The 23406-nt window shown below is 65.4% G+C and carries 24 protein-coding genes; 14 read left to right on the forward strand and 10 right to left on the reverse strand.

Annotated elements, in window-relative coordinates; genetic code table 11:
* Nucleotides 1-32: 32 nt before the first annotated feature.
* Genes ACCQ03_RS09470 through ACCQ03_RS09505 form a run of 8 tightly spaced genes read right to left on the reverse strand, consistent with a single transcriptional unit; the run spans nt 33 to nt 7453 of the window.
* The gene (locus ACCQ03_RS09470; protein ID WP_057678590.1) at nt 33-1166 is read right to left on the reverse strand and encodes a hypothetical protein; all 1134 of its coding nucleotides are present in this window, start codon (nt 1164-1166) and stop codon (nt 33-35) included.
* Nucleotides 1163-2113, reverse strand: coding sequence for a glycosyltransferase (locus ACCQ03_RS09475; RefSeq protein WP_057678589.1), 951 nt, complete (start codon nt 2111-2113; stop codon nt 1163-1165). The genes ACCQ03_RS09470 and ACCQ03_RS09475 overlap by 4 nt, the downstream gene beginning before the upstream one ends.
* Nucleotides 2110-3363 carry an O-antigen translocase gene (locus ACCQ03_RS09480; RefSeq protein WP_057678588.1) on the reverse strand — a complete coding sequence of 418 codons (1254 nt, stop codon included), beginning with the start codon at nt 3361-3363 and terminating at the stop codon, nt 2110-2112. The genes ACCQ03_RS09475 and ACCQ03_RS09480 overlap by 4 nt, the downstream gene beginning before the upstream one ends.
* On the reverse strand, nt 3360-4484 hold the full coding sequence (locus tag ACCQ03_RS09485; RefSeq protein WP_081022790.1) for a DegT/DnrJ/EryC1/StrS family aminotransferase: 1125 nt from the start codon (nt 4482-4484) through the stop codon (nt 3360-3362). The genes ACCQ03_RS09480 and ACCQ03_RS09485 overlap by 4 nt, the downstream gene beginning before the upstream one ends.
* Nucleotides 4472-5383 (reverse strand): GNAT family N-acetyltransferase, encoded by a 912-nt coding sequence (locus tag ACCQ03_RS09490; RefSeq protein ID WP_081022791.1) that lies wholly within the window; start codon nt 5381-5383, stop codon nt 4472-4474. Before ACCQ03_RS09490 ends, ACCQ03_RS09485 begins: the two co-directional genes overlap by 13 nt.
* 7 nt (nt 5384-5390) lie before the next feature.
* Complete coding sequence (locus ACCQ03_RS09495) at nt 5391-6344, reverse strand: glycoside hydrolase family protein (protein WP_057678585.1); 954 nt, start codon at nt 6342-6344, stop codon at nt 5391-5393.
* A 3-nt stretch (nt 6345-6347) separates the two neighbouring features.
* Nucleotides 6348-7019 (reverse strand): acetyltransferase, encoded by a 672-nt coding sequence (locus ACCQ03_RS09500; RefSeq protein ID WP_057678584.1) that lies wholly within the window; start codon nt 7017-7019, stop codon nt 6348-6350.
* Nucleotides 7016-7453 carry a sugar 3,4-ketoisomerase gene (locus ACCQ03_RS09505; RefSeq protein ID WP_057678583.1) on the reverse strand — a complete coding sequence of 146 codons (438 nt, stop codon included), beginning with the start codon at nt 7451-7453 and terminating at the stop codon, nt 7016-7018. The genes ACCQ03_RS09500 and ACCQ03_RS09505 overlap by 4 nt, the downstream gene beginning before the upstream one ends.
* A 305-nt stretch (nt 7454-7758) precedes the next feature.
* On the opposite strand from ACCQ03_RS09505, the gene ACCQ03_RS09510 reads away from it, so the two are divergent.
* From ACCQ03_RS09510 to ACCQ03_RS09575, 14 genes are all read left to right on the forward strand, one after another.
* Entirely contained in the window at nt 7759-8379 is a 621-nt protein-coding gene (locus ACCQ03_RS09510; protein ID WP_244664067.1) for a cytochrome b, read from the forward strand.
* Between the two features lie 83 nt (nt 8380-8462).
* Nucleotides 8463-9806, forward strand: a complete 1344-nt coding sequence (locus ACCQ03_RS09515) for a hypothetical protein (protein ID WP_017155064.1) — start codon at nt 8463-8465, stop codon at nt 9804-9806.
* Between the two features lie 26 nt (nt 9807-9832).
* Nucleotides 9833-10225, forward strand: a complete 393-nt coding sequence (locus ACCQ03_RS09520) for a c-type cytochrome (RefSeq protein ID WP_057678581.1) — start codon at nt 9833-9835, stop codon at nt 10223-10225.
* A 517-nt stretch (nt 10226-10742) separates the two neighbouring features.
* Complete coding sequence (locus ACCQ03_RS09525) at nt 10743-11465, forward strand: TorF family putative porin (RefSeq protein WP_209226368.1); 723 nt, start codon at nt 10743-10745, stop codon at nt 11463-11465.
* 51 nt (nt 11466-11516) lie between these two features.
* Complete coding sequence (locus ACCQ03_RS09530) at nt 11517-12110, forward strand: sigma-70 family RNA polymerase sigma factor (RefSeq protein WP_209226372.1); 594 nt, start codon at nt 11517-11519, stop codon at nt 12108-12110.
* Nucleotides 12107-12769: a zf-HC2 domain-containing protein gene (locus ACCQ03_RS09535; RefSeq protein ID WP_057678578.1), complete on the forward strand. Its 663-nt coding sequence runs from the start codon at nt 12107-12109 to the stop codon at nt 12767-12769. The genes ACCQ03_RS09530 and ACCQ03_RS09535 overlap by 4 nt, the downstream gene beginning before the upstream one ends.
* Complete coding sequence (locus ACCQ03_RS09540) at nt 12766-14091, forward strand: S8 family peptidase (protein ID WP_209226374.1); 1326 nt, start codon at nt 12766-12768, stop codon at nt 14089-14091. Before ACCQ03_RS09535 ends, ACCQ03_RS09540 begins: the two co-directional genes overlap by 4 nt.
* Before the next feature lie 10 nt (nt 14092-14101).
* Nucleotides 14102-14860, forward strand: coding sequence for a heme ABC transporter permease (locus ACCQ03_RS09545; RefSeq protein ID WP_057678576.1), 759 nt, complete (start codon nt 14102-14104; stop codon nt 14858-14860).
* On the forward strand, nt 14857-15063 hold the full coding sequence (gene ccmD / locus ACCQ03_RS09550; protein ID WP_057678575.1) for a heme exporter protein CcmD: 207 nt from the start codon (nt 14857-14859) through the stop codon (nt 15061-15063). The genes ACCQ03_RS09545 and ccmD overlap by 4 nt, the downstream gene beginning before the upstream one ends.
* Nucleotides 15060-15530, forward strand: a complete 471-nt coding sequence (gene ccmE, locus ACCQ03_RS09555; RefSeq protein WP_057678574.1) for a cytochrome c maturation protein CcmE — start codon at nt 15060-15062, stop codon at nt 15528-15530. The genes ccmD and ccmE overlap by 4 nt, the downstream gene beginning before the upstream one ends.
* A gap of 63 nt (nt 15531-15593) precedes the next feature.
* Nucleotides 15594-17582, forward strand: coding sequence for a heme lyase CcmF/NrfE family subunit (locus tag ACCQ03_RS09560; RefSeq protein ID WP_057678573.1), 1989 nt, complete (start codon nt 15594-15596; stop codon nt 17580-17582).
* Complete coding sequence (locus tag ACCQ03_RS09565; protein WP_057678572.1) at nt 17579-18121, forward strand: DsbE family thiol:disulfide interchange protein; 543 nt, start codon at nt 17579-17581, stop codon at nt 18119-18121. The genes ACCQ03_RS09560 and ACCQ03_RS09565 overlap by 4 nt, the downstream gene beginning before the upstream one ends.
* Nucleotides 18121-18618 (forward strand): cytochrome c-type biogenesis protein, encoded by a 498-nt coding sequence (locus tag ACCQ03_RS09570; protein WP_057678571.1) that lies wholly within the window; start codon nt 18121-18123, stop codon nt 18616-18618. The genes ACCQ03_RS09565 and ACCQ03_RS09570 overlap by 1 nt, the downstream gene beginning before the upstream one ends.
* Nucleotides 18612-19319, forward strand: coding sequence for a tetratricopeptide repeat protein (locus ACCQ03_RS09575; protein WP_209226379.1), 708 nt, complete (start codon nt 18612-18614; stop codon nt 19317-19319). The genes ACCQ03_RS09570 and ACCQ03_RS09575 overlap by 7 nt, the downstream gene beginning before the upstream one ends.
* Before the next feature lie 353 nt (nt 19320-19672).
* On the opposite strand, the gene ACCQ03_RS09580 is transcribed toward ACCQ03_RS09575, so the two are convergent.
* Both ACCQ03_RS09580 and ACCQ03_RS09585 read right to left on the reverse strand, forming a co-directional pair.
* On the reverse strand, nt 19673-21733 hold the full coding sequence (locus ACCQ03_RS09580; protein ID WP_372359844.1) for a PAS domain-containing protein: 2061 nt from the start codon (nt 21731-21733) through the stop codon (nt 19673-19675).
* Entirely contained in the window at nt 21720-23237 is a 1518-nt protein-coding gene (locus tag ACCQ03_RS09585) for an ATPase domain-containing protein (protein ID WP_057678599.1), read from the reverse strand. Before ACCQ03_RS09585 ends, ACCQ03_RS09580 begins: the two co-directional genes overlap by 14 nt.
* Nucleotides 23238-23406 lie beyond the last annotated feature (169 nt).

A 23406-nucleotide genomic window follows, 5' to 3' on the forward strand; every position in this document is an offset into this window, starting at 1 on the left:
TGCAACGGGGCGATGGATGGCGTGCTGCACGCTTACGCGGCAGACGGGTGTGGGGACAGGCGGCTGGGCAACAGCACCGTGCAGGCATGCAGCACCAGGCACAGCGCGATGAAGCCGAAGTTGGTCCAGGTGAACGCCTGTGGCGCAAAGGGCGACATCAGGCAGGCATAGGCGATGCGCAGGAAGATCAGCACGTGAAAGATCGACAGCGAGCCATGGAGCCGGCGCACGCTCCAGACCAGCCCGGCGTACAAGGCCAATAGCGCAAGCAAGGCACCGGCAGCGCCCCACGCCATCAGGAACGGGAAGAACTCGGTGCCGACATTGATATTGGGCGCATCCAGCGGAATGCTGGTGCCGGCAGTGGCGATCGAACCACTGAACGGCACCAGTTGATTGACCAGGAAGCTGGCGTTGACGTAGCCCTTGGCCAACATCGCACCGAAGTTATAAGGCCCTGCGCTGATGTAGAGCAGCAACCATTGCAGGCCCTGCGGCATGGCACGGTAGAACGCACTGAACGGCAACGCCACGGTGGCCAGGGAACCGGAGCGCAACGCGCCGAGCATCGAAAACACGCCACCACCGGCCAGCACCAGCAGGCCGATGGTCTTCCACGGCAGCCGACGCGCCGGGTCGCGCCGCAACAGCATCACCAGCACGAAGGAGAACAGGCCAGCGAAGATGCGGTTGCGATCGATCACCACGATGGGAAATACAAACCCCAACGTCACCATCGCCGCACGCAAGCCACGATGGCGCACGCACAGCAGGGCGATCGGTGGCAGGATCCAGCACATATTGGAGATGTGCCGCACATGCGCACGCGCAGGGCTCAAGGTGGCGTACGACGCTGGATCGCTGAACAACGGAATGGGAAACAGCAGCACGTCGGCGATACAGAACACCGTCACCGCCGCGGCCAGCCCCATCGCCAGGAATGCATCGCGGGTACCGGCGTACCGGTAGTGGCGAAAGCGCTCGACCGACGGCAGCTGTGTGCGCAGCAGCGCGTCGAGCGCGAAGGTGGCCGCTGCCGCAAGCGCCAGCAGCACGATGCCTGCCAGGTAGCCGTCGGGTAGCGCATAGGTCAGCCACGTCAACGCGCAGCTGAGCAACATGGGCAATGCCAGATAGGTCGCCGGGCGGCGCAACAGTGCGATCATGCAAGCTCCACCGCACGCACGGCACGTTTCGGACGCCATCTGGCAGACAGCGACAACCATGCATAGACCACTAGATGCGCGGCTACACGGTGCGGCCGGCGCCGCAGGAATTCCACCTTGGCTGCGATGTAGCGCGCCTGCGCATACAGCAGTGTGCGATAGGGCGCATCGAACAATGGTGCGCAACGCAACGCCACTTGCCGCGACTCGCTCAGGTTGGCGATGCGTGCCGGCACGTTTGCGGTCTTGCTGAGGTTGCCGCCATGCAGGCGGTAGGCGCATACCGGCAGATCGATGAAGCCCAGTGCATCGCCTGCAACCAGGCGCAGGAAGAAATCCCAGTCTTCGATTCGTAGCGACTCGTCCCAGCCGCTGCGCGCGTCGAACGCACTGCGCCGTAGCAGCGCCACCGCGCCGCTGACAGCCCACTGCCGTATCACCGCATGCCGGATGCCGGATTCGGAGCAGTACAGGCTCTTGTCGACCCGATGCAGATCGCGCATGGCGCTGCCATGCAGCAATTGGCCATGCGCATCGACCACGCGGGCATCGCCGATCACCGCAAGCTTTTGCGGATGTCCGCGCAGATAGCGTACCTGCGCGTCCAGCCCGCCGGGCAACAAGTAATCGTCGCTTGCACCAAGCCGCAGATACTCTCCCCGCGCGCGCAATGCCAGTTCGTTGAGGGTGGCGGCAACTCCCCGATTCTCGCGTTGCACGAAGTGCACCGGTAGCCGATGCCCATGCTCGCTGATCCACTGGCTGATCTTTTCGCCAGTGGCATCGCTGGAGCCATCGTCGATGATCACGATCTCCTTGCATGGGTACGGGTCTTCCAGGACGCTGTCCAGGCAACGTTGCACGAAACGCGCATGGTTGAACGCCGGAATCAGCACCGACACCAACGGCCAGCGTGCACGTGCCGATACCGGCGCCTGATCGTTCATGCCGCCCGCTCCAGATAGCGTCGCACCACCACGATGTTGAACAACAGATACAGCACGTAGTTGGCGGCGAAGGCGTACATCGCACCGATCAGCCCGAACCACGCGGTGAACACGTACACCAGCGCCAGATAGCTCGCTGCGAACACGCATTCGGAGATCACGAACAGCCGCGTCATCGCCTTGGCCAGCATCACGTACGACAGCACGAACGCCGCAACCTTGATGACATCGCCCAGCAGCTGCGGGCCGTACAAGGGCGCTGCAGCGGCAAATTGCATATCGAACAGTAGCCAGGTCACCCAATCGCGGCCTACATACACGCCCAGCGCCACCACGATCACCGCCGGCATGACGTAGCGATACGCGCTGCGCAGCTCGCTGCCCAGACCCGCGCCGTCTTGCAGCGATGCCAGCTTGGGCAGGTAGTACACGTTGATGGCGGTGGTGAAGAACAGCAGATAGGCATCGGAGACCCGGCTGACCGCCTGCCAGTAGCCCACCTGCTCCCAACCGAACCGCGCCGCGAGATGATGGCGCACCACGATGGTCACCAGCTGCGGCACCAGTGTCGAGGTGAGCGTCATCAGCGAAAATGCCGCCAGCCGATGGGTCATCTGCGCGTCAAAGCGCATCCGCCACATTGCAGGTTGAAAATAGGGGCTACGCCGCAGCGCAGGGACCGCCGCCAGCAGCCACAGCACCTGCCCCAGGACCAGCGCCAACAGCGCCCCGTGCAATTGCGCCCGGCTGGAGAGCCACGCCACCAAGGCAACGCTCAGCATGGCGCCTGTCGTCTGCACGAAGGCGAGCCGCCGTACATCCATGAAGCCGTTGATCAGCGCCAGCAGGTAATTGAGCAGTGCGATTCCCAGCTGCGCGATTGCCAATACGCAGATCAGCGGGCGGTAGCTCGCATCGCCCAGCAGGCGCTCGGCAATCGCTCCACTGAAGACCACCGCCAGCAGTGCGATCACGCAGGCCGCGCAGAATGCGTATAAGAGCGCCGCACTCAGCAAGCGCGCCAACGCGGGCGCATCGTCGCGGTACTGCGCTACATACTTGACGATGCCGGCACTGATGCCGCCACCGGCCAATACCGCCAGCACCGACATCAGGTTGAGGAACTGGCCAAGCCGGCCCACGCCCTGCGGACCGGCGTCGACGGCGACCAGCTTGACCACCACCAATGCCGCCAGCAGCTTGGCCAGCGTCGCAACGCCGGTGTAGGCGCTGCTGCGCACGAGATTCATGTGTTGCTGCCGAACGATTGACAGGCCGCGATCACCTGCGCAACTGCTGCATCGTCCAACGCCGGCCCCATCGGCAGGCTCAGTACTTCCCGGTGCAGCTGTTCGCTCAGCGGCAGGCAGGCCTCGCCCAGCGAGGCATATGCAGGCTGCCGGTGCGGCGGCACCGGGTAATGGATCTGCGTGTGGATGCCCTGCCGCAACAGATGTGCCTGCAAGGCATCGCGCTGCGGGCTGCGTACCACGAACAGATGCCAGACGTGCTGCTGCTCGGCCACCGGCGCGGGCAGCATGACCAGCGGGTTGCAGATACCGTGCAGATACCGCTGCGCCACTGCGCGCCGCAGCGCGATCTCGTCCTCCAGATAGCCCAGCTTGACGCGCAGGAACGCAGCCTGCATTTCATCCAGACGCGAATTCACCCCCTGGCAGAGATGGTGATACTTCACTTCCGAGCCGTAGTTGCGCAGCGCGCGAATGCACTCGGCCAGACGTGCATCCGAGGTCGTGACTGCGCCGCCATCGCCCAGTGCACCCAGGTTCTTGGTCGGGAAGAAACTGAAGGCCGCCGCATCGCCGAACGCACCGGCGCGCCGCCCGTGTGCGCGTGCACCATGCGCTTGAGCGGCATCCTCGATCAGCAGCAGGCCGTAGCGATGGGCCAGGGTCTGCAGGGCCTGCATCTCAGCCAACTGCCCATACAGGTGCACTGCCATGATCGCGCGCGTGCGGGGCCCGATCGCCTTCTCCACCCTTGCCGGGTCGATGTTGAACGTGACCGGGTCCGGCTCGACCGGCACCAGCACAAGATGGTTCTGGCTGATCGCCAGGAATGTCGCGATGAAGGTGTTGGCGGGCACGATGATTTCGTCGCCTTCGCGCAAGACCCCCAGCTCACGGTAGCCCCGCAGGATCAACGCCAACGCATCCAGCCCATTGCCCACGCCGATTGCCTGCGTGGTGCCGCAATAACTGGCGAATTCGTCCTCGAACGCGGCCAGCTCTTGGCCGAGCACATACCAGCCGGCATCGATGACACGCGCCGCTGCGGTCTTGAGCGCATCGGCATAGCGTGCATTGACTGCACGCAAATCCAGGAAAGGCACATCCATTACATCAACCATCGATAGACATCCTGCACCACGGCACGCGCGCCGAAGCGTTCCTTTTGTTCCACCAAACCTTCGTTGAGCACCTGCCCGCCCTGTTCGGTGGAGATACCGAAACTGAAATAGGCGCGCTGCGCGTAGACATCGGTGATGAGGTCGGCCAGCAGCAAGCTCAACGCATCCAGCCGGCGGCCCTGTTCGGAGACCGCCAGGTATTGGGTATGCACACAGCGACCGAAGTCGAAGACCAACGCGGCTGCGACCAATTGCCCATCAGCGCGCGCTTCATGCAACACGATCTGCTGCGCGAACCGGCGTTGCAGCAGTTGAAGCTCATCCAGCCGATGCGTCGGTGCCACGCCATGCCGCTGCAGGACCTGGGTCAGCAGCGCATGGAATTCGACGAGCTGGGTCCCGCGCTGGACCTGCACCCCAGCCTTGCGCGCCTTGGCAATGGAACGCTGCCGCTCGGCACTGAATGCAGGCCGCTCGCGTAGCGCAATCACCGACGACAAATCGCGCCGGCACAGCTGCGCGCCCAGCCGATGCAGCGCGTACAGCTGTTCTTCGGCCGGGTAGGCATGAAAGATATGCGGCACCGGCTTGTAGATGACCTCGCGCACGCCTAGCGCGCGGTAGTGCGCGGCAATCTGCTCGAACACCTGCAAGGTGGCGCCGGCACGCAGCGCCATCGACGACAGCAGCCCGGCATAGGTGAGCCCGGCGTGGCTGCTGACGCAACTGCCCTGCACATTGGCCGGGAGCACCGCCACCACCGCGCCCCCACGTTCAACCAACACGGACGCATCCACGAAGCGCTCGGCGTGATAGTCCATATAGTCACGCCGATGCAGCAGATTGCCATTGCGCGATGACGCCACCAGGGCGTCCCACGCCGGCGCATCGCCCGGCACGTAAGACCTAACCGAAAACATCGCAGTCCTGCAACGCAACCGGCAACGCCGCCTCTGCCAGGCCGAAGCCCGCCTGCCCCATCGCGTTGCCGTTATAGAACATCAACACGCGCTCGCCGCGCCGAATCAAGGCGGGGTAGCACAGCGTCTGCGCATCCCAGCCTTCATTGGACAATGCAAGCCCCAATCGACGGTCGTCGCGCTCCCAGTGCACCCCGTCGCCACTGAAGGCGATGCCGGGAAAGTAGCCGCCCTTCAGGTCGCCACGGGTGAAATACATCACGTAGCGCTCGCCGAACCGATACACGCGCGGACGCCCGATGCGGTATTCGTCGCCGCGTGGGCGCAGGCACACAACATCGTCGGTGGGAATGCAACGCAGGTCGTCGGTCTGTGCGTAGCGGATGTGGTAACGCGGATAGGGGTGGCCGCCAATCGTTTCCCAGTCATCGCCCACCGCGTACCACAACCGCCAGCGGCCATCGTCGTAGCGTGCCGAATGCACCGCGGCAATCGTGCTGCGCCCAGGGGCGCGATCGAGCAGCGGCGTTTCCTGCCGGCGCTGGAAGCTCTCGCCACCATCGCAGGACACCGCCAGCCCGGTAAAGGCGAGGAACTTGGCCTTGGCCACGCGCTGGAACCCGACATAGAACAGGTACAGCCCGTCCGGCCCGGCGACCACATCGCCCAGGATCATGCCGTTGTCGTCGAAACACCCATCACGGCCAATGTCGAGCACAGGCTGCTTGCTGACGCCGACGATCTGCGTTGGCGCATCGGCGCGCACATCCACGTAGCCGATCCGGCTCACGCCCTGCGCATCGCGAAAGCCGGCGTACACACGCAGCACCTGAGCAGACAAGCGATGCGGTGTTGGCGTCAGTGCGGCATGGTGCATCCAGCCGCCCACCCCATGGCGGGCGACATCGAACACAAGCCCGCGTTTTTTCCAGGCAAACACCGCTCAGAGCTCCACATCGAAGCTGGATCTGCCCGCCACCGCGCGTGCCGGCGAGCCCACGTACACGCGCTCGGCTTCGGTATGTCGCGTCACCAGCGCGCCGGCACCGATGACGTTGTCTGCGGCAATGCGCACCTTGTCGCTGAGCGTGGCGTTGACCCCGATAAAGCTGCCCTGCCCGATCTCGCAATAGCCGGAAATCACCGCATGCGAGGCAATGAAGACATGATCCTGCACCACCGTGCGGTGGCCGATATGGTTACCGCTCCACAATACGCAGTTGTCGCCGATGCGGGTGAACGGCTGCACGACATTGCCCTCGAAGATGAAGCAGTTGGCGCCGATCTGCGCGTTTTGCCAGACGAATGCGCGCGAGCTCACATACGTCGCGCAGCGATAGCCGCGCCGCAGCACATCCTGGAAGAAACGGGTGCGCAGGCGATTGAGTTGCGTTGCAGGAATCGCCACGAACACCGCGTAGTCTTGCGGCGGGTAGCGTTGCTCCAGTTCTTCGTACGCCACCACCGGCAACCCGGCCACTGAGGGCTGCAGCAGAAAAGCGCGCTCCACGCTGAAGGCCGCCACCGTGTAGTGGCTGTCGTGCTGGAAGTACTCGCAGGCGATCTGCGCGAACTCGCCCGCGCCGACAATCACCAGTTGCTTCGGTGCGCTCATGCTTCCAGCCTGCGGGCTTGCAGCACGGTGCCATTGCGCACTTCGCTCACGAACTGGTCGTAATCCAGAATGTAGTCGCCAGGATCGTAAAGCTGGTCGGCCAGCACCATCAGCACGCAGTCGGCACTGAAGCGGTACAGGTCGCGCCACACCATGCGGCCGAGCAGCAGGCCTTGCGATGGGTCGTCCAGCACCACTTCGCTGGGGCCATTGCCGTGGCCTTCGTCGAGCAGGATCGTCACCGAGCCGTGCAAGGCCACGGCGAATTGATTGAGCTGGCGATGCGCGTGCTGGCCGCGGTGCACGTCGTGGCGCGTGCCGAACAGGTAATACACGCGGCGGATCTCGAACGGAACATTGCGCTGCTGCTCCAATGAAATGAGCAGCCCGCGATCGTCACCGTGGGTATGCAACTGGATGCGTTCGATAGCCATGATTAGAGAGGCGTAACCGCTGACTGCACGTAGTGCGACATGCCTGAGTGCGTCGGGTGACGCGAAAGGTTGCGCGCGGCCGCGGCCCTGCGAAGCGCTGTGCGCGCAAGCGCAGCCGACCCTGGCGCAGCGCTTCGGTGTGCGGCACGTGCGAACCAATCGCCATCACGACGCAACCTTTTTCCGACATCGCCGCACCCATCGGTGCACGTTCACCTGGCCGCCGTTCGGCCGGCGTGGGGAGCCAGGCCTGGCCGCGCGGTGCGCAGCCGGAAACCAACCACCACCACCGGAAGACAGATCAGATGCGTTCCTCCCCCCCGGCGCCCGCCAGCGCTCCCGTCAACGGTACAGACACCGTGCCCCTGGCAGAACAGGCGCCCGCAGCTGCGCGCGTGCTGCCCTTGCCCAAAGCGATGCGCGTGCTGCACTGGCTCACCGTGCTGTGCCTGGCCATGGCCGCCACGCTGATCCTGCTGCGCGCCGAGCTGGATGGCCGCGCACTGCGTCAGTGGCTGCTGGAAGGCCATCGCCACTTTGGCTTGCTGGTGCTGGTGCTGTTTGCATTACGCATCGGGTTGCGCCTGCGTTTGCGCAGATTGCCGCCCGGCCCGCCCGCGTCGCTGCCGATGCGCCTGGCCGCTGGCGCCACGCATCTGGCGATGTACGGCCTGATGCTCGCATTGCCCTTGCTGGGCTGGTCGCTGAGCAGCGCCTACGGCAAGCAAGTGTCTTTCTTCGGCGCTCCCTTGCCCGCGTTGGTCGCGCCGGATGGCGACCTCGGCGACACCCTGGGCACCTGGCACTTGAATGCGGCCTGGGCGCTGCTGGCGCTGGTGCTGCTGCATATCGGCGCCGCGCTCTGGCATCACCTGGTCCTGCGCGACGGCCTGCTGCGTCGCGTCTTGCCGGGCAAGCACGCATGAACCGCCATGCCCGGCCGCCTGCGATCCGTCTCTTCGCCCATTCCCGCACTGCTGCATCCCGCACCGTCGAACAAGGACTTTCCATGCCCGCTTTCCAGCCCGCCCCGCGTTGCACCGCGACGCGTACCGCCCGCCTGACGTCCTTGTTGTGCGTGTCCGGCCCCTTGTTGCTACTGGCCAGTACGCAGGCGCAGGCGATTCCCTCGTTCGCGCGCCAGACCGGCTCGTCCTGCGCCGATTGCCATGTCGGTTCGTATGGCCCCTCGCTCACGCCCTACGGCATGCGCTTCAAGCTCGGCGGTTTTACCGATACCGATGGCGAAGGCACCAAGATCCCGGTGTCCGGCCAGCTCACCTGGTCGCGCAACAACCCCAGCCGCGGCGACAGCACCTCGCGCCTGCGCGAGGCCGATCTGTATCTGGGCGGCCGCCTCAACGACAACATCGGTGGCTATTCGAAGATCCGCTCCAACAACAGCGGCAATGCGACCTTCGACACGCGCCTGGACGACGTCGATCTGCGCTTTGTCAGCAAGCCGTTCCAGATGGCGGGCAAGGACACCATGATCGGCGTCAGCGTCAACAACAACCCGGGCATTTCCGACCCGGTGCACGTATTGCCGAATGCCTCCACGCTCACCCCCGCCTCCAATGGCGGCGCCTCCACCATGCTCAGCTCCTCGGCGTTGTCCAACCGCGTCATCGGCGCCAGCGTCTACGGCCTGTACGACCGCAATTGGTACGGCGAAGTGGGCAGCTACAGCGCGCTGTCGCCGTCTGCGCAGGACCGCCTCGGCTGGCCGGTCAATGGCGACCCGGGCAAGCTCAGCGGCACCAGTTACGCGCGTCTTGCCTACATGAAGGACATGAAGCGCCAGTTCTTCTCGGTGGGCCTGACCGCGCTCAATACGCGCCGCCAGCCCTTGCGAACCGGGCCCAGCGACGACCTCACCGATTTCGGCTACGACCTGACCTACCAGTTCCTCGGCACCCGCGAGCACGTGCTGTCGCTGGCCTACGTCAACATCTACGAGCGTCGCAAATACGGCAGCCCGCTGATGTCGACCGACCCGACCATGCCGGCGCTGGACCGGGGCAGCGTGCGCGATCAGACCCTCAGCATGAACTACGCCTTCAAGCAGAGCTACGGCGTGCTGGCCGCGCACATGATCAACAGCGGCTCGTTCGATGCGGCGCGCTATTCGCCAGTGGGTATCCCGGACACCACCAGCAATTTGATCCTGCTGTACTGGACCCCATTCGGCAAGGACGGCACCTACACCTCGATGGCCAACCTGCGCGTGTCCGCCGGCTGGTTCCGTTTCGACAAGTTCAACGGCAGTACCTCCAACGTCTTCCGTGGCCCGCCGATCACCAATCCGCGCGATCTCGACAGCTTCACCTTGTCGGTCAACCTGGCCTTCTGATCCCTCCCGCACCTGTACGGATCCACATGAACCCACCCCGCAAACTCTCCGCGTTGTGCGCCCCGTTGGCCGGCCTGATGCTGGCGGGCGCACTGACCGTGCCCTCGGCATACGCCGCCGACGGCGCCGGCGTCTTCCTCACCGAATGCGGTGAGTGCCACAGCGTCAAACCGGGCAAGAACAAGAAAGGCCCATCGCTGTTCGGCGTGGCAGGACGCCCAGCCGGGACCGTCGCCGACTTTGCCGGCTATTCCGACGTGCTCAAGAACAGCAAGTGGACCTGGACCCCGGCCCAGCTCAAGACCTATCTGTCGCAGTCCTCGTCCAAGGCGCTGCCGGGCACCAAGATGAAGTACGACGGCCTGGACGACCCGAAGGAGCTCGACGCACTGATCGCCTACCTCAACACCTTGAAGTAGGCGCGGCCAACGCGGCATGGTGCGTCGCCGCCCGAGGGGGCGGACGGATGGCGCGCCACCTGCTCCCTGCTTGCATGCCCACGGTGTCGGTCGCCTGCCCTGCGGGCACCACCCTGCATCGCTTGCTCCGCCGGTCGCGTGGCTGCGTCGGTCGCCAACGCGTCCGGCCGTGGCAGCCTGCCAGCCGGCCGCATGCACCGCCAGGCGTCGCAGGCGGTCGCTGCCCGGCAGGCCAGGATGGAGTCGCGTTGCCCGCTGCGGTGCCTTCGCGTATACGGACGCAATCGCCGCCGGAGCGGTGGTCTCGTCCGCCGACCTGGGGCACCATCGCGTCCCTGTTTGACACCCGCCCACGCCATTGCCCACCGTTCCAGCTTCCAAGCCGCTCCCCTCCCGACCGCGACGCGACTGCGCCCGCGCGGGTTTCTGCGTGGGCGCACTGTTGGACAGTGCCGCACGCCACCCATGGTGCGAAGCGCGACCGGCCGCGTCCGCCCAGCAACCATGCCGACCGCGGGTGCGTCGCCAACCACGCCGGCACCGCACGCTGGTGCAGTGGCTGTTGCTCACCCTGGCAGCCGGCGCCTGCGGTGGCGCCCTGGCCAAGGACTTCGGCGGTGCAGTGGCCCTGACCTCCAGCCTGATCGACCGAGGCATCTCGATCGCGCCCAACAAGGTCACCGTGCAGGCCGCCGGCTACTGGCTGCCCGCCCCCGGCTGGTCGGTGTCCACCTCGGTGGCGCTGCAGTCCCCGGCCTGGAGCGATCCGGTTGCGGTCACCGCCCAGGTCGGGCGCGCCTGGATGCTGGACGACCGCTGGCAGATGCAGGCCAGCCTGCTCTACTACGGCTACCCAACCGACCGCGCCACCCGCACCTTCGACCGCCAGGAAGCCAGCCTGGCCTGGTCCTACCGCGACCTGCTGACGTTTTCGCTGTCCACCTTCAATTTCCCGCGGGCCGACCGCTCGCCGTGGAACGTGGCGTTCGACGTCACTGCCAACGTCCCGCTGCGCAACGACGTCAGCCTGTCGCTCGGTGCCGGCTCGTCGCGTTTTCCGGCCATGGCCTACGGTGCAGCACGCTCGGGCCGCTATCAGTACGGTCAAGTGGGCCTGAAGTGGAACCGCGACGGATGGACGCTGAAAGCCGAGCGCATCCTGACCAGCGGCAACACCCCGCGCATGCAGGGCGGCCCCGGCGACATGCCGTGGCTGGGCACGGTCGCCAGAACCTTCTGATCCACACGCAACCTTTTGCCTGCCTGCGCGCACTGACGTGGGTTACCTGCCATGCCTGCACCGATGAATGACACCGACACCCTGGGCGATGCCACCGACCGCATGCTGTTGCGCCGCATGGCCGGGGGCGATCGCGACGCGCTGGCCAGCATGTACCACAGCTATCACGGCCGGCTGTGCCGCTTCCTGTCGCGGCTGACCCGCCGCCCGGACATCATCGAAGAGGCCATCAACGATTGCTTCTGGATCGCCTGGCAAAAGGCCGGCGACTTCCGCGGCGACTCGCAGGTGTCCACCTGGATCATGGGCATCGCCTACCGCTGCGGACTCAAATGCCTGCGCCAGCATGACGGCGAAGCCATCGACGACACCGCCCTGGTGGAAGACCACGCCCCCAGCGCCGACGACAACGACGACCGCGAACTGCGCGACTGGCTGGACAAGGGCATGGAACGGCTGTCGCCGGACCAGCGCCTGGTGGTCGAACTGGTCTACGGCGTCGGCCACAAGCTCGAAGAAGTGGCCGACATCATGCAGTGCCCGGTTGGCACCATCAAAGCCCGGCTGTTCCACGCCCGGGTCAAATTACGCAATGTGCTGCCCGGCCTGGCCGGCGGCGCCCCTTGCACGGAGACCATGCAATGAAGACGTTTTTCATCGCGCCTGGCAAGGAATGCTCGCACGCCTGGGAATTGATGCCGGCGGTGCTGCTGGACAGTGCCACCGAAGAAGAAAACACCTGGCTGATCGCGCACGTGGCCAAGTGCGCCTCGTGTAGCGCCGAATTCGCCCAACAGAATCGCCTGCGCCAGGCCCTGGCGCTGCCATCGACAGTGAAGCTGGACCCGAACGCCGGTCTGCAACGCCTGCTCGGCCGCCTGGATGCACCGGAGCAGCACAGCGCACCTGCGCGCGCGCCCGCCGCACGCCGCTCCGGCAGTTGGACGGTCCGCGCCCTGGCCGCCGCCGCGCTGGTCCAGGCCATCGGGCTGGGCGTGATGGGCGTCAAGCTGGCCTCGCCCGCGCCATCGCCATCGCACGACTACCGCACGCTCAGCAGCGTCGCGGCCTTGCCGGTGCCGCAGGGCGCCATCCGCGTGGTGCCGGACGCAAGGATGACCGTGGCCGACTGGGACCGGCTGCTGCATGCGCAGCAGTTGCAGGTGGTCGGCGGCCCCAACGACATGGGCGCCTACACCGTGGTGCCGGCCGCACCGCGGCCCCCGGCGCAGCCGCAGCAGACCGTGCAGCAACTACGCGCCACCCCGGGCATCCGGCTGGCGGAGATCGTCTCGGCCCCATGAATCGCCTGTTCGCCATTGGCCTGATCGCCGCGTTCGCCGGCCTGGGCGCGCCCTCCAACGCGCACGCTGCCGCAGCCCTCCAGGAGCCGGTGACGGACGTTGCCGGCACCCCCACGCCGCTGGCCGATGCGCAAACGCCCGACAGCAGCCGCGACATCCTGCTGGCGGTGGCCAACCCGCTCGCCGCACCGCCGGCCCGCGCCGGCTCCAGCCTTATCGGCTACGCATCCAGCTATTACGGCGCCGGCCAGAAGGCTGCCGCGCGCATGGACAGCATCAAGCAGCGCTACAAATTACGCGAGGTCTCGGCCTGGCCGATCACCTCGCTGGGCCTGTATTGCGCTGTGCTGCAACCGCCGCCGGGCGTGTCGCGCGATGCACTGGTCAGTGCATTGGCCGACGACGAAGGCGTGGAGCTGGTGCAGCCAGTGCAGGACTTTTCGGTGTTCTCCGCCGATGCGTCGGAAAAGACGACCTCGCTGTCCAGCTACAACGACCCGTACGTGGACATGCAACGCGGCTTTATCGACACCGATGCCGCCAGCGCACAGACCGTGACCGAGGGCCGCGGCGTGCTGATCGCCGTCGTCGATACCGGCGTGGACACCAACCACCCCGACCTGAAGGCGCGCATCCGCGAGGTGCACGATCTGGTCGACGACACACCGGCGAAGACCAGTACCGATTCGCACGGTACCGAAGTGGCCGGCATCATTGCCGCCGGTAGCAACAATCACCAGGGCATCGTCGGCATGGCACCCAAGGCCATGTTGAGTATCTACAAGGCATGCTGGTACGCGCCTACGGTCGGCGCCACCGCACGTTGCAACACCTTCACCCTGGCCAAGGCGCTGGCGGCGATCGACAACAGCTCCGCGTGCGTGATCAACCTGAGCCTGGGCGGCCCCGCCGATCCGCTGCTGAGCAAGATGCTGCAGCAGCTGGTGCAACAGGGCCGCATCGTGGTGGCGGCAATGCCACCGAACGGGCGTCTGGATGGCTTTCCCAATGACGTCCCCGGCGTGCTGGTCGTGCGCAGCAGCAGCGCAACACCGGCCATGCCCGGCGTGCTCAGCGCGCCCGGCAAGGACATCCTGACCACGCAACCGAACGGCCGCTACGACTTCACCTCCGGCTCGTCGATGGCCGCCGCACATGTCAGCGGCATGGCCGCGCTGCTGTTGTCGCTGCAACCGTCGATGGATGCCAAGGCGTTGCGCGAGCTCATGCAGCGCACCAGCAAGGTCTCCGACGGGCAGTTGCAGGTCAACGCCGGCGCCGCAGTGCAGGCGCTGGCGCCTCACGCCAAACACTCCAACTGACGGCACCGGCATGGCCAAGTGGATTCCCTTGTGGCTGCATCGACTCAGCTCGCCGCCGACCTTCTATCGTGTCGCCGGCAGCGTGCGCCCGTGGGCGCTAGGGCTGGCCGCGTTGCTCGGCGCGGTCGCAGCCTACGGCGGCCTGGTCCTGGCACCGCCGGATTACCAGCAGCACGATGCATACCGCATCATCTTCATCCACGTGCCCAGTGCCTGGATGAGTCTTTTCATCTACGCGGCGATGGGCGTTTCGGCGTTCATTGCGCTGGTGTGGCGCATCAAGCTGGCCGAAGTGGCCGCCATGGCTTCGGCGCCGATCGGCGCAGCCTTCACCTTCATCACCCTGTGCACCGGCGCACTGTGGGGCAAGCCGATGTGGGGCACCTGGTGGACCTGGGATGCGCGGCTCACCTCCGAGTTGCTGCTGCTGTTCTTGTACCTCGGCGTGCTGGGCCTGTACCACGCGGTGGAAGACCGCCGCCAGGCAATGCGCGCCGCCGGCCTGCTCGCACTGGTGGGTCTGGTCAATCTGCCCATCGTGCATTACTCGGTGGTGTGGTGGAACACGCTGCACCAGGGTTCCACCGTGCGCCTGCTCGGCCCCTCCACGATGAGCGCAGACATGCTGTGGCCGCTGCTGACCATGATGCTGGCCACCAAGTGCTATTACGTCGCCAGCTTGTTTGGCCGCGTGCGGGTGGAATTGCTGGCATTGGAAAGCGGCAAGGACTGGGTCCGCCGCATCGTGTTGACGGAGCGCACCGCATGAGCACCTTTCTGGCGATGGGCGGTTACGGCCAGTACGTGTGGACCGCTTATGCCTTATTCGTGCTGGTGCTGCTGGCCGATCTTGCAGCGCCCTGGCTACGCCGTCGTCGGCTGCCGCGCGAGCTGCGCGGGCAGTTGCAGCGGCAGGCCCCGCGACATGCACGCGACCAACCGGTACCGGCACTGGAGCGCGACGCGCCATGAACGCCACGCGCAAACAACGCCTGTGGTTTGTGATCGGCGTACTCACCGCCGCCGCGCTGGCCGTCACGCTCATCGTGTTCGCTTTGCAGCGGAACATGAGCTACCTGTTCACCCCAAGCCAGGTACGCGCGGGGGAAGCGGCCGGTTACCATCAATTCCGCCTCGGTGGCATGGTCAAGGCCGGCTCGATCCAGCGCTCCAGCGATTCGCTGAAAGTCAGCTTCACTGTCATCGATAAAAACGCGGCGACCCAGGTGGAGTACACCGGCATTCTTCCGGACCTGTTTCGCGACAACCAGTCGGTCATCGCCAACGGGCGCATGCAGGCCGGGCGCTTTGTGGCCAACGAAGTATTGGCCAAGCACGACGAGACCTACATGCCGAAAGAGCTGAAGGATGCGATGGCCGAGGGCCACCTTGGCAAGCCGATTCCCGCCACCGCCGCACCGCTGGCCGCGCCGCGTTGAAGCGCGGCCAGTGGGCACCACGCACGTCGATGACTCCCTTCCGTTTCACTATGCGGTTCGACCATGACGCCTGAGCTCGGCCAGATCGCACTGATCCTGGCACTGCTGTTATCGCTCGCCCAGGGCGTACTGCCCTTGATCGGTGCCTGGCGCGGCAACACCGCATTGATGGGTATCGCGCGGCCTGCCGCCGTGGGCCAGGCGGTGTTCGTCTGGATGGCGTTCGGCCTGCTCGCCTGGTCGTTGTTGTCGCTGGATTTTTCGGTGGGCTATGTCGCCGCAAACGCCAATATCGCCCTGCCCTGGTATTACCGTTTCGCCGCGGTGTGGGGCGCCCACGAAGGCTCGCTGCTGTTATGGATTGCCATCCTGGCCACCTGGACGGTGCTGCTGGCCGCGTTCAGCCGGCACTTGCCGCAGCCTTTTGCCGTCCGCGTGCTGGCGGTGCTGGGGCTGATCTCGGTGGGCTTTCTGGCCTTCATCCTGCTGACCTCCAATCCGTTCGGGCGGCTGTCGCCGATTCCGCTGGATGGCAACGAGCTCAATCCGGTGTTGCAGGACCCGGGCATGACCTTCCACCCGCCAGTGCTGTACACCGGCTATGTCGGGTTTTCGGTGGCATTCGCATTCGCCGTGGCAGCATTGCTCGGCGGCGAGCTGGAACAGGCCTGGGTGCGCTGGGCGCGGCCGTGGACCAATGTGGCCTGGGCTTGTCTCACCGCCGGCATCGTCGCCGGCAGCTGGTGGGCCTATGCGGAACTGGGCTGGGGCGGCTGGTGGTTCTGGGACCCGGTGGAAAACGCCAGCTTCATGCCATGGCTTGTCGGCACTGCGTTGATCCATTCCCAGGCGGTCACCGAAAAACGCGGCAGCCTACGCGCGTGGACCATCCTGCTGTCGATCCTGGCGTTTTCGCTGTCGTTGCTGGGCACCTTCCTGGTGCGCTCGGGCGTGCTGACCTCGGTGCACGCGTTTGCGGCCGATCCGCGCCGCGGTCTGTACATCCTCATCTTTCTGGTTGCGGTAGTCGGCGGTTCGTTGCTGTTGTATGCACTGCGCGCGCCCAAGATCGCCAGCGGCAAACCGTTCGCCGCTGCCTCGCGCGAAACCGGCATTCTCGTGGGCAACCTGCTGCTCACCGTGGCTGCGGCCATGGTGTTGCTGGGCACCTTGTTCCCGCTGATCGCCGACGCGTTTGCGCTGGGCAAGGTCTCGGTCGGGCCGCCCTACTTCGGCCTGCTGTTTCCGTTGTTGATGTTGCCGGTGGTGCTGTTGCTGCCGTTCGGCCCATACCTGCGCTGGGGCAAGGCCGACGTCGCACCCTTGAAAGCACTCGGCACGCGCGCCGGCATCGCCGCAATTGCGTGTGCCCTGGTCGGCAGTGTGTTTGCCGATGGCCAGGCCAAGGCGATCGCCGGCATGGGCGTGGCCGCATGGGTGGCTGCGGGCACTGCGCTGTACATGGTCAAACGCTGGCGCGACATGCCGCGCGGGCGGCGCTTTCCGGCGGAAATGGCCGGCATGCTGATCGCACATGCGGGCGTGGCGGTGTTCGTTGCCGGCGTGCTGGTCTCCGAAAGCCTGTCGGTGGAACGCGATGTGCGGCTGTCGCCCGGCGAGTCGGCGCAGATCGCCGGCTACAGCTTCCGTTTCGATGGGGTGCAGTTGGTGGATGGGCCAAACTGGAAAGCCGAACAAGGCAGCGTGCAGGTCAGCCGCGACGGCCAGATCGTCGCGCAACTGCATCCGCAAAAACGCCTGTACAGCAGCGAGCGGATCCAGACCGAATCGGCGATCGATCCTGGCATCGCCCGCGACCTGTATGTGGCCCTGGGCGAGCCACTGGACGATGAGCACATCGAAGACGACTGGACGCTGCGGCTGTACTACAAACCCTTCATTCGCTGGATCTGGGCCGGCGGCCTGGTGATGATGCTCGGCGGTTTCGTCAGCGCCTGCGCACGCCGCTTTCGTGCGCCGGTGACTGCACACACCGCGGCCGCCTCTTCGGCGCAACCAGCGCTCGTCATCGCACAGGAATCGCACCCGTGAATCGTCTGCTGCCCTTGCTGGGCTTTGTGTTGCTGGCGGCGCTGTTCGGCGTCGGCATCCTGCGGACCATGCAGCACAATCCGCGCGAGGTTCCATCGCCATTGATCGGCAAACCGGCACCGGCGTTTTCGTTGCCGCGGCTGGATCTGCCCGCGCAACGCGTCAGCCGTGAGCAGTTGCTGGGCAAACCCTACGTGCTGAATGTGTTCGGCAGCTGGTGCGCCGAATGCGTGCACGAACACCCGGTGTTGATGGCCCAGGCCAGCCGGCTCGGCGTGCCGCTGATCGGCTACAACTACAAGGACGTGCCCGCCGATGCTACCGCCTGGCTCGCGCGCGTTGGCAACCCGTATGCTGTGGTGATCGCCGATGAAGCCGGCCAGACCGCCATCGACTTTGGCGTCTACGGTGCACCGGAGACGTTCCTGATCGATGCCCAAGGCATGATCCGCTACAAGCACATCGGCGTGCTGACCCCGGATGCCATCGACGACGAGTTGCTGCCGGCCATCGCCGCGCTGCGCAAGGACACGCCGTGATGGCCTCGGCGCTTCAAACACGCGTGTTGCATTGGCGCTGGCATTGGCGCGCGCAAGGCCGCCGCGTGCGGTTGTTGCTGGTGTTGCTGCTTGGCATGCTGCTGGCACCCTCGCTGGCGGCGCAGGCGGTGGACCCGCTGCCGTTCAAGAACCGCAGCGAAGAAGCGCGCTTCCAGCGCTTGACCGCGCAACTGCGCTGCCTGGTCTGCCAGAACGAAAACCTGGCCGATTCCAACGCCAGCCTGGCGCGCGATCTGCGGCATCAGGTGTTCGCGCAACTGCAGGCCGGAAAGAGCGATGCGCAGATCAAGCAGTACATGGTCGATCGCTATTCGGATTTCGTGTTGTACGACCCACCGGTCAAACGCGGCACCTGGCTGCTGTGGTTCGGGCCGGCGCTGATGTTGGCTGCAGGTGCCGGCGTGGTCGTCCACACCGTGCGTCACCGTGCGCGTGCCGGGACGCCGGTGGCGCCGCAGGCGGAGGAAGAATGGTGATGGCGGGTTTTTATATCGCAAGTGCCGTGCTGGTGGCGCTGGCCTTGCTGCTGTTGCTGGCACCACTGCTGCGCCGCCCCACCGGCAGCGGTGATGCGCGCCGCCGCTGGGCAATTCTGCTGGGACTGGGCCTGCCGCTGGCCACGGCCGGGTTGTATCGGCTGGTGGGCGCGCCGGAGGCGATCGTGACGCAGGTGTATGCAGCGCAGCCAGCCCACGTCGTCTCGCTGCCACCGTCTGCGGCTGCGGGGCAGGCGCAATCGGCACGCACCACTGCCGATGCGCAGGCGCAGGCGCTGGATCGCTTCATGCAGCAAGCCAAGACATTCGAGCAGAACGACCGACCCGCCGAAGCGCGCGAGGCGTATGCACAAGCGCTCAAGATCGCTCCCGATATCAGCGCCGCCATTGTGGGCTGGGTAGCGGCGGACATGGCCACGCACGACGATTTCGCCATCGACGCAGCATCGCGCACACGCTTGCAGCAGGTGATCGCACGCGAGCCGGACAACCAGCGTGGGCTCTGGTTGCTGGGCATCAGCGATTTTCAACAGCAGGACTTCGCCGCAGCCACTGCGCACTGGCGGCATCTGCACGGTTTGCTGGAAACCGGATCGCCGATGCAGAAGGCGGTGGCAGACAAGATCGCGGTGGCCGAATCGATGGCCAGCGCGCGGCAGTCCGCGCGTGGCACGCGCTGAGCAACGCCCCCTGCGTGATGCGGTCTGATTGCGATAGCTGCAACGCAGTGCAATTACACAGCGTGTGCAGCATGCCAAGCAGCTGGTCATCCGTTAGACGCGGCACCTGGCGAAAACACTCCGCCTCAGCGCATCGCACAATCAAGCGCGACGCATCGTGCCGTGCAGTGGCGGCAAATCGCCGTCATCGCATTGCAGTCTCTCGCGCAACCTTGCCAGCTGGAGTGCAGCCACCGAAAGACCGCGCAATCGCGAGACAAACAGCTCGTGACCCGAGAGCGAAAGCGGCCATTACACGTCGCTCCCATGCAGCATCCACGTTCAACTGGTTCGCCACATCGCGCCAGCCGTGCTCAGACCGAAGGCCCCAGCACATCGTGCAGCTTTCCGCTGAACTCGCCCAGCGTGAATGGCTTGGCGATCATGCTCATGCCTTCGCCGAGAAATTCGCCACGGTCGCGCGCCGTTTCCGCGTAGCCGGTCATGAAGATCACCGGCAGATCGCGCCGCGACTGCCGCGCGATCTCGGCCAATTGGCGTCCGTTGAGTCCCGGCAGGCCGACGTCGGTGACCAACAGGTCGATCCGGCGTGGCGAGGCAAGAATCGGCAGGGCCGCGTCCGCGTCGGCCACCACGTCGGCCTGGTAACCCAGCTCGCTGAGCAGCTCGGTGACCAGCAGCCGCACCTGCTCGTCGTCTTCCACCACCAGCACCTGCTGGCCCTGCCCTGCCAGCACCGCATCGCTCTGCGTCTGCGGCACTGCGGTTTGCGCCGCGACCCCGGCGGGCAGATACAGGCTGACCGTGGTGCCCGTGCCCGGCTGCGACTCCACCCACACCTGGCCGTTGGACTGCTGCATGAAGCCGTAGATCATCGACATGCCCAGGCCGGTGCCCTGGCCGATCGGCTTGGTGGTATAGAACGGTTCGAACACGCGTTCAAGCACGTCGGTCCCGGTGTCTGCGACCGACACCACCACGTAATTCCCCGGCGCCAGGGCGATGCCACGCCCGAGTTCCAGCGGCTGGTCTTCCACCTGCAGCTGCCGGGTTGCGATACGCAGCTGCCCACCGTCGGGCATGGCGTCGCGCGCGTTGATGGCCAGGTTGATCAGTGCGCTTTCCAGCTGGTTTTCGTCCACGTACGCCTGAGGCAGCTCCGCACAGAGATCGATCTCCAGACGCACCGATTCGCCCAGCGTGCGCGCCAGCAACTCCTGCAGCGACACCACCAGATCGTTCAACTGCAGATCCCGCGCCTGTAGCGACTGACGCCGCGAGAAGGCCAGCAGGCGCTGGGTAAGCGCAGCTGCGCGCAATGCCGAGGCGGAAGCCACATCCAGAAAGCGGCCCAGCCCTTCGGTGCGCCCCTGGTCGATACGCAGCCGTGCCAGATCCAGCGCAGACAAGATGCCGGTGAGCATGTTGTTGAAATCGTGTGCGATGCCGCCGGTGAGCTGGCCGACCGCTTCCATCTTCTGCGCCTGGCGCAGTGCAGCTTCGCTGGATTCGCGCGCCAGCATCTGCTGCTGCAACTCGGCGGTCCGTTCGGCCACCTTGGCTTCCAGCAGGTTGGCCTGTTGCTGGATCGATTCCAGCGCCAGCGCACGCGTGGTCACATCGGTGGCGAACACATGGAATCCATCCACCTTGCCGTCTGCATCGAAGCGCGGCATGTAGCGGATTTCCGCGTCGCGGCGCCGGCCATCGGCATGCGGCCAGCTGGTTTCGATGGTCAGGGTCTGCCCGGCCAACGCGGCCTCGATCCAGGCGCGGCGCTCCTGGACCACCGCAGGCCCCACCACATCCACCAGCGGACGCCCGATCACATTGGCAGGCGGCACCCCAATCCAGTCTTCGTAAGAACGGTTGGCAAAGCGGTACACCAGGTTCTTGTCGATGAACGCGATCAGCACCGGCAGCGCATCGGTCACGCGGCGCAGTTCGGCCTCGCTCTGCGCCAGCGCGGCGCGGCTTTCGGCCAAATGCGCCAGCTGGTCGCGGATGACGAACTGCTTCTGCCGTGCGCGCAACGCGGTGGAGATGGCGCTCAGCAACGAGGCCGAGCTCAGCGGCCGCTCCAACTCGATGACATTGGTCATGTCGGCCGGCAGCCGCACCTGCCGGCGGTTGTGCGTACCACGCGGCGTACGCAACAACACGAACGGAATGTCCGACCAGGCCTGCTGGCCTTGCAGGATGTGCGACAGCGCATGCAGGTCGCCACGGATGGCTTCTTCGGTCAGCACCACCACGCCGGAGCCATCGTGCAGGTCGCCTGCCAGCGCGCCCAGCGTGGCATGGACCCGGCATATCAGTCCGCGTTCGCCAACGATGCTGGCAATGCTGTGCGCATCGCGGCCGAACGGCGCGACGATATGGACGATGGAGCCGTCCGCGTCACAGATAGTCAAGGGGACGATCCAGCAATGGGCCGTCGTCTCCGACAAACTGCGGTGTACCGGTCAACACGCCGTGGAATTTCTCCAGCGGCTCGCTCAGCTGCAGACCGCTGTTGCCGATGCGCAGTTCGCGGATCGCATCTTCGTGTGCGCCGCTGCGATTCTTGATCACCGACAACGCCTTGCGAATGCGTCCTTTCGCCTCGAAAAAGCGCAGCAAGACGACGGTGTCGGCCATGTAGGAGACATTGAGGGTGCTGCTGGTGCCCATGCTGCCGACCAGCCCCTGCTGCGGGTTGATCAGGAACGTGGTCACACCGCTCTGGTTGAGATACGACAACAGCTCGTGCATCTGCAACATCAGCTGCTTTTCCTGCGGCATCGAGGCCAGATACCCGTTGAGGCTGTCGATCACCAGAATGCGGCACGCGCGCTCCTCCACGCTGCCGCGCACCGTCCAGGCAAACTCGCCCGGCGTGACTTCGGCCGGATCCATCTGATGCAACTCCAGCAGACCCGCATCCATATATTTGCGCAGATCCATGCCCAGGCCTTCGGCACGCTTCAACAAGGTGCCGGTGCGCTCGTCGAACTCCAGCACGCAGCAATGCTCGCCGCGCTCGCACGCGGCAACCACGAACTGCAGGGCCAGATTGGTCTTGCCCGAGCCGGCTGGCCCGGTCACCAGCGTGCTGGTCCCGCGTAACGGGCCGCCGTGCAGCAATGCATCGATGCGCTCCACGCCGCTCGGTACCGGCTCGCCGACAAATGGCCGGTGGTGGTCGGAGGCGATCAACCTTGGATAGATCCGCATGCCGCCGGTGACGATGGCCAGGTCGTGATAGCCGGCGATGAAATCCACGCCACGCAATTTCTGCACCTGCATGCGCCGCCTCGCCGCACCGAACTCCAGCGTCATGCGCTCCAGCGAAATCACCCCGTGACACAGGCTGTGCAGATGCGCGTCCCGCTCGCCGTTTTCGCCGGTGAGATCGTCGACCAGAAACACGGTGATGTTGCGCGGCGCGAAATACTGCTTGAGCGCCAGTACCTGGCGCCGATAGCGCAGCGAATCCTGCGCGAGCAAACGCAACTCGGACAACGAATCGAACACCACCCGCGTCGGCTTCACCCGGCCCACTTCGGCCTGGATGAGCTTGATGGTGCCATCCAGTTCCATTTCCCACGGATGCAGGATGGATTGCTGCCGCCCTTCGCCAAGGAACGCCTCTGCAGATGCCAGCTCAAAAATATGCAGGGACTCCAACGACCAATGGTGCGAGGCAGCCACTTCAGTGAGTTCGTCGATGGTTTCCGACAAGGTCACATACAGGCAACTCTCGCCCTTGGCCGCGCCATCCAGCAAGAACTGCAGTGCGAGCGTCGTCTTGCCGGCGCCAGGCTGGCCTTCAAGCAGGTACAAGCGGTTGGCAGGCAACCCACCTCGCAAGATAGTGTCGAGCCCGGTGCTGCCAGTGGTGATGCGGTTTGCGATCATCGGCGTCACGTTCTTCATAGAGCTGAATTTAACACGTGCGTGATAATCGCCGGTGGGCGCGACTGAACTGATCAGCTTGCTTTGCTTGACGCGATTCACGGCATCGCTGCTGCAGGTATCGCAAATCACCAGGGTTGCCGAGTCTTTTGATCATTCGCCGACGTGGCAAATGACGTTGGCAGCGATG

The organism is Xanthomonas sp. NCPPB 3569 (assembly GCF_041475645.2).
Classification (GTDB): Bacteria; Pseudomonadota; Gammaproteobacteria; order Xanthomonadales; family Xanthomonadaceae; genus Xanthomonas; species Xanthomonas phaseoli.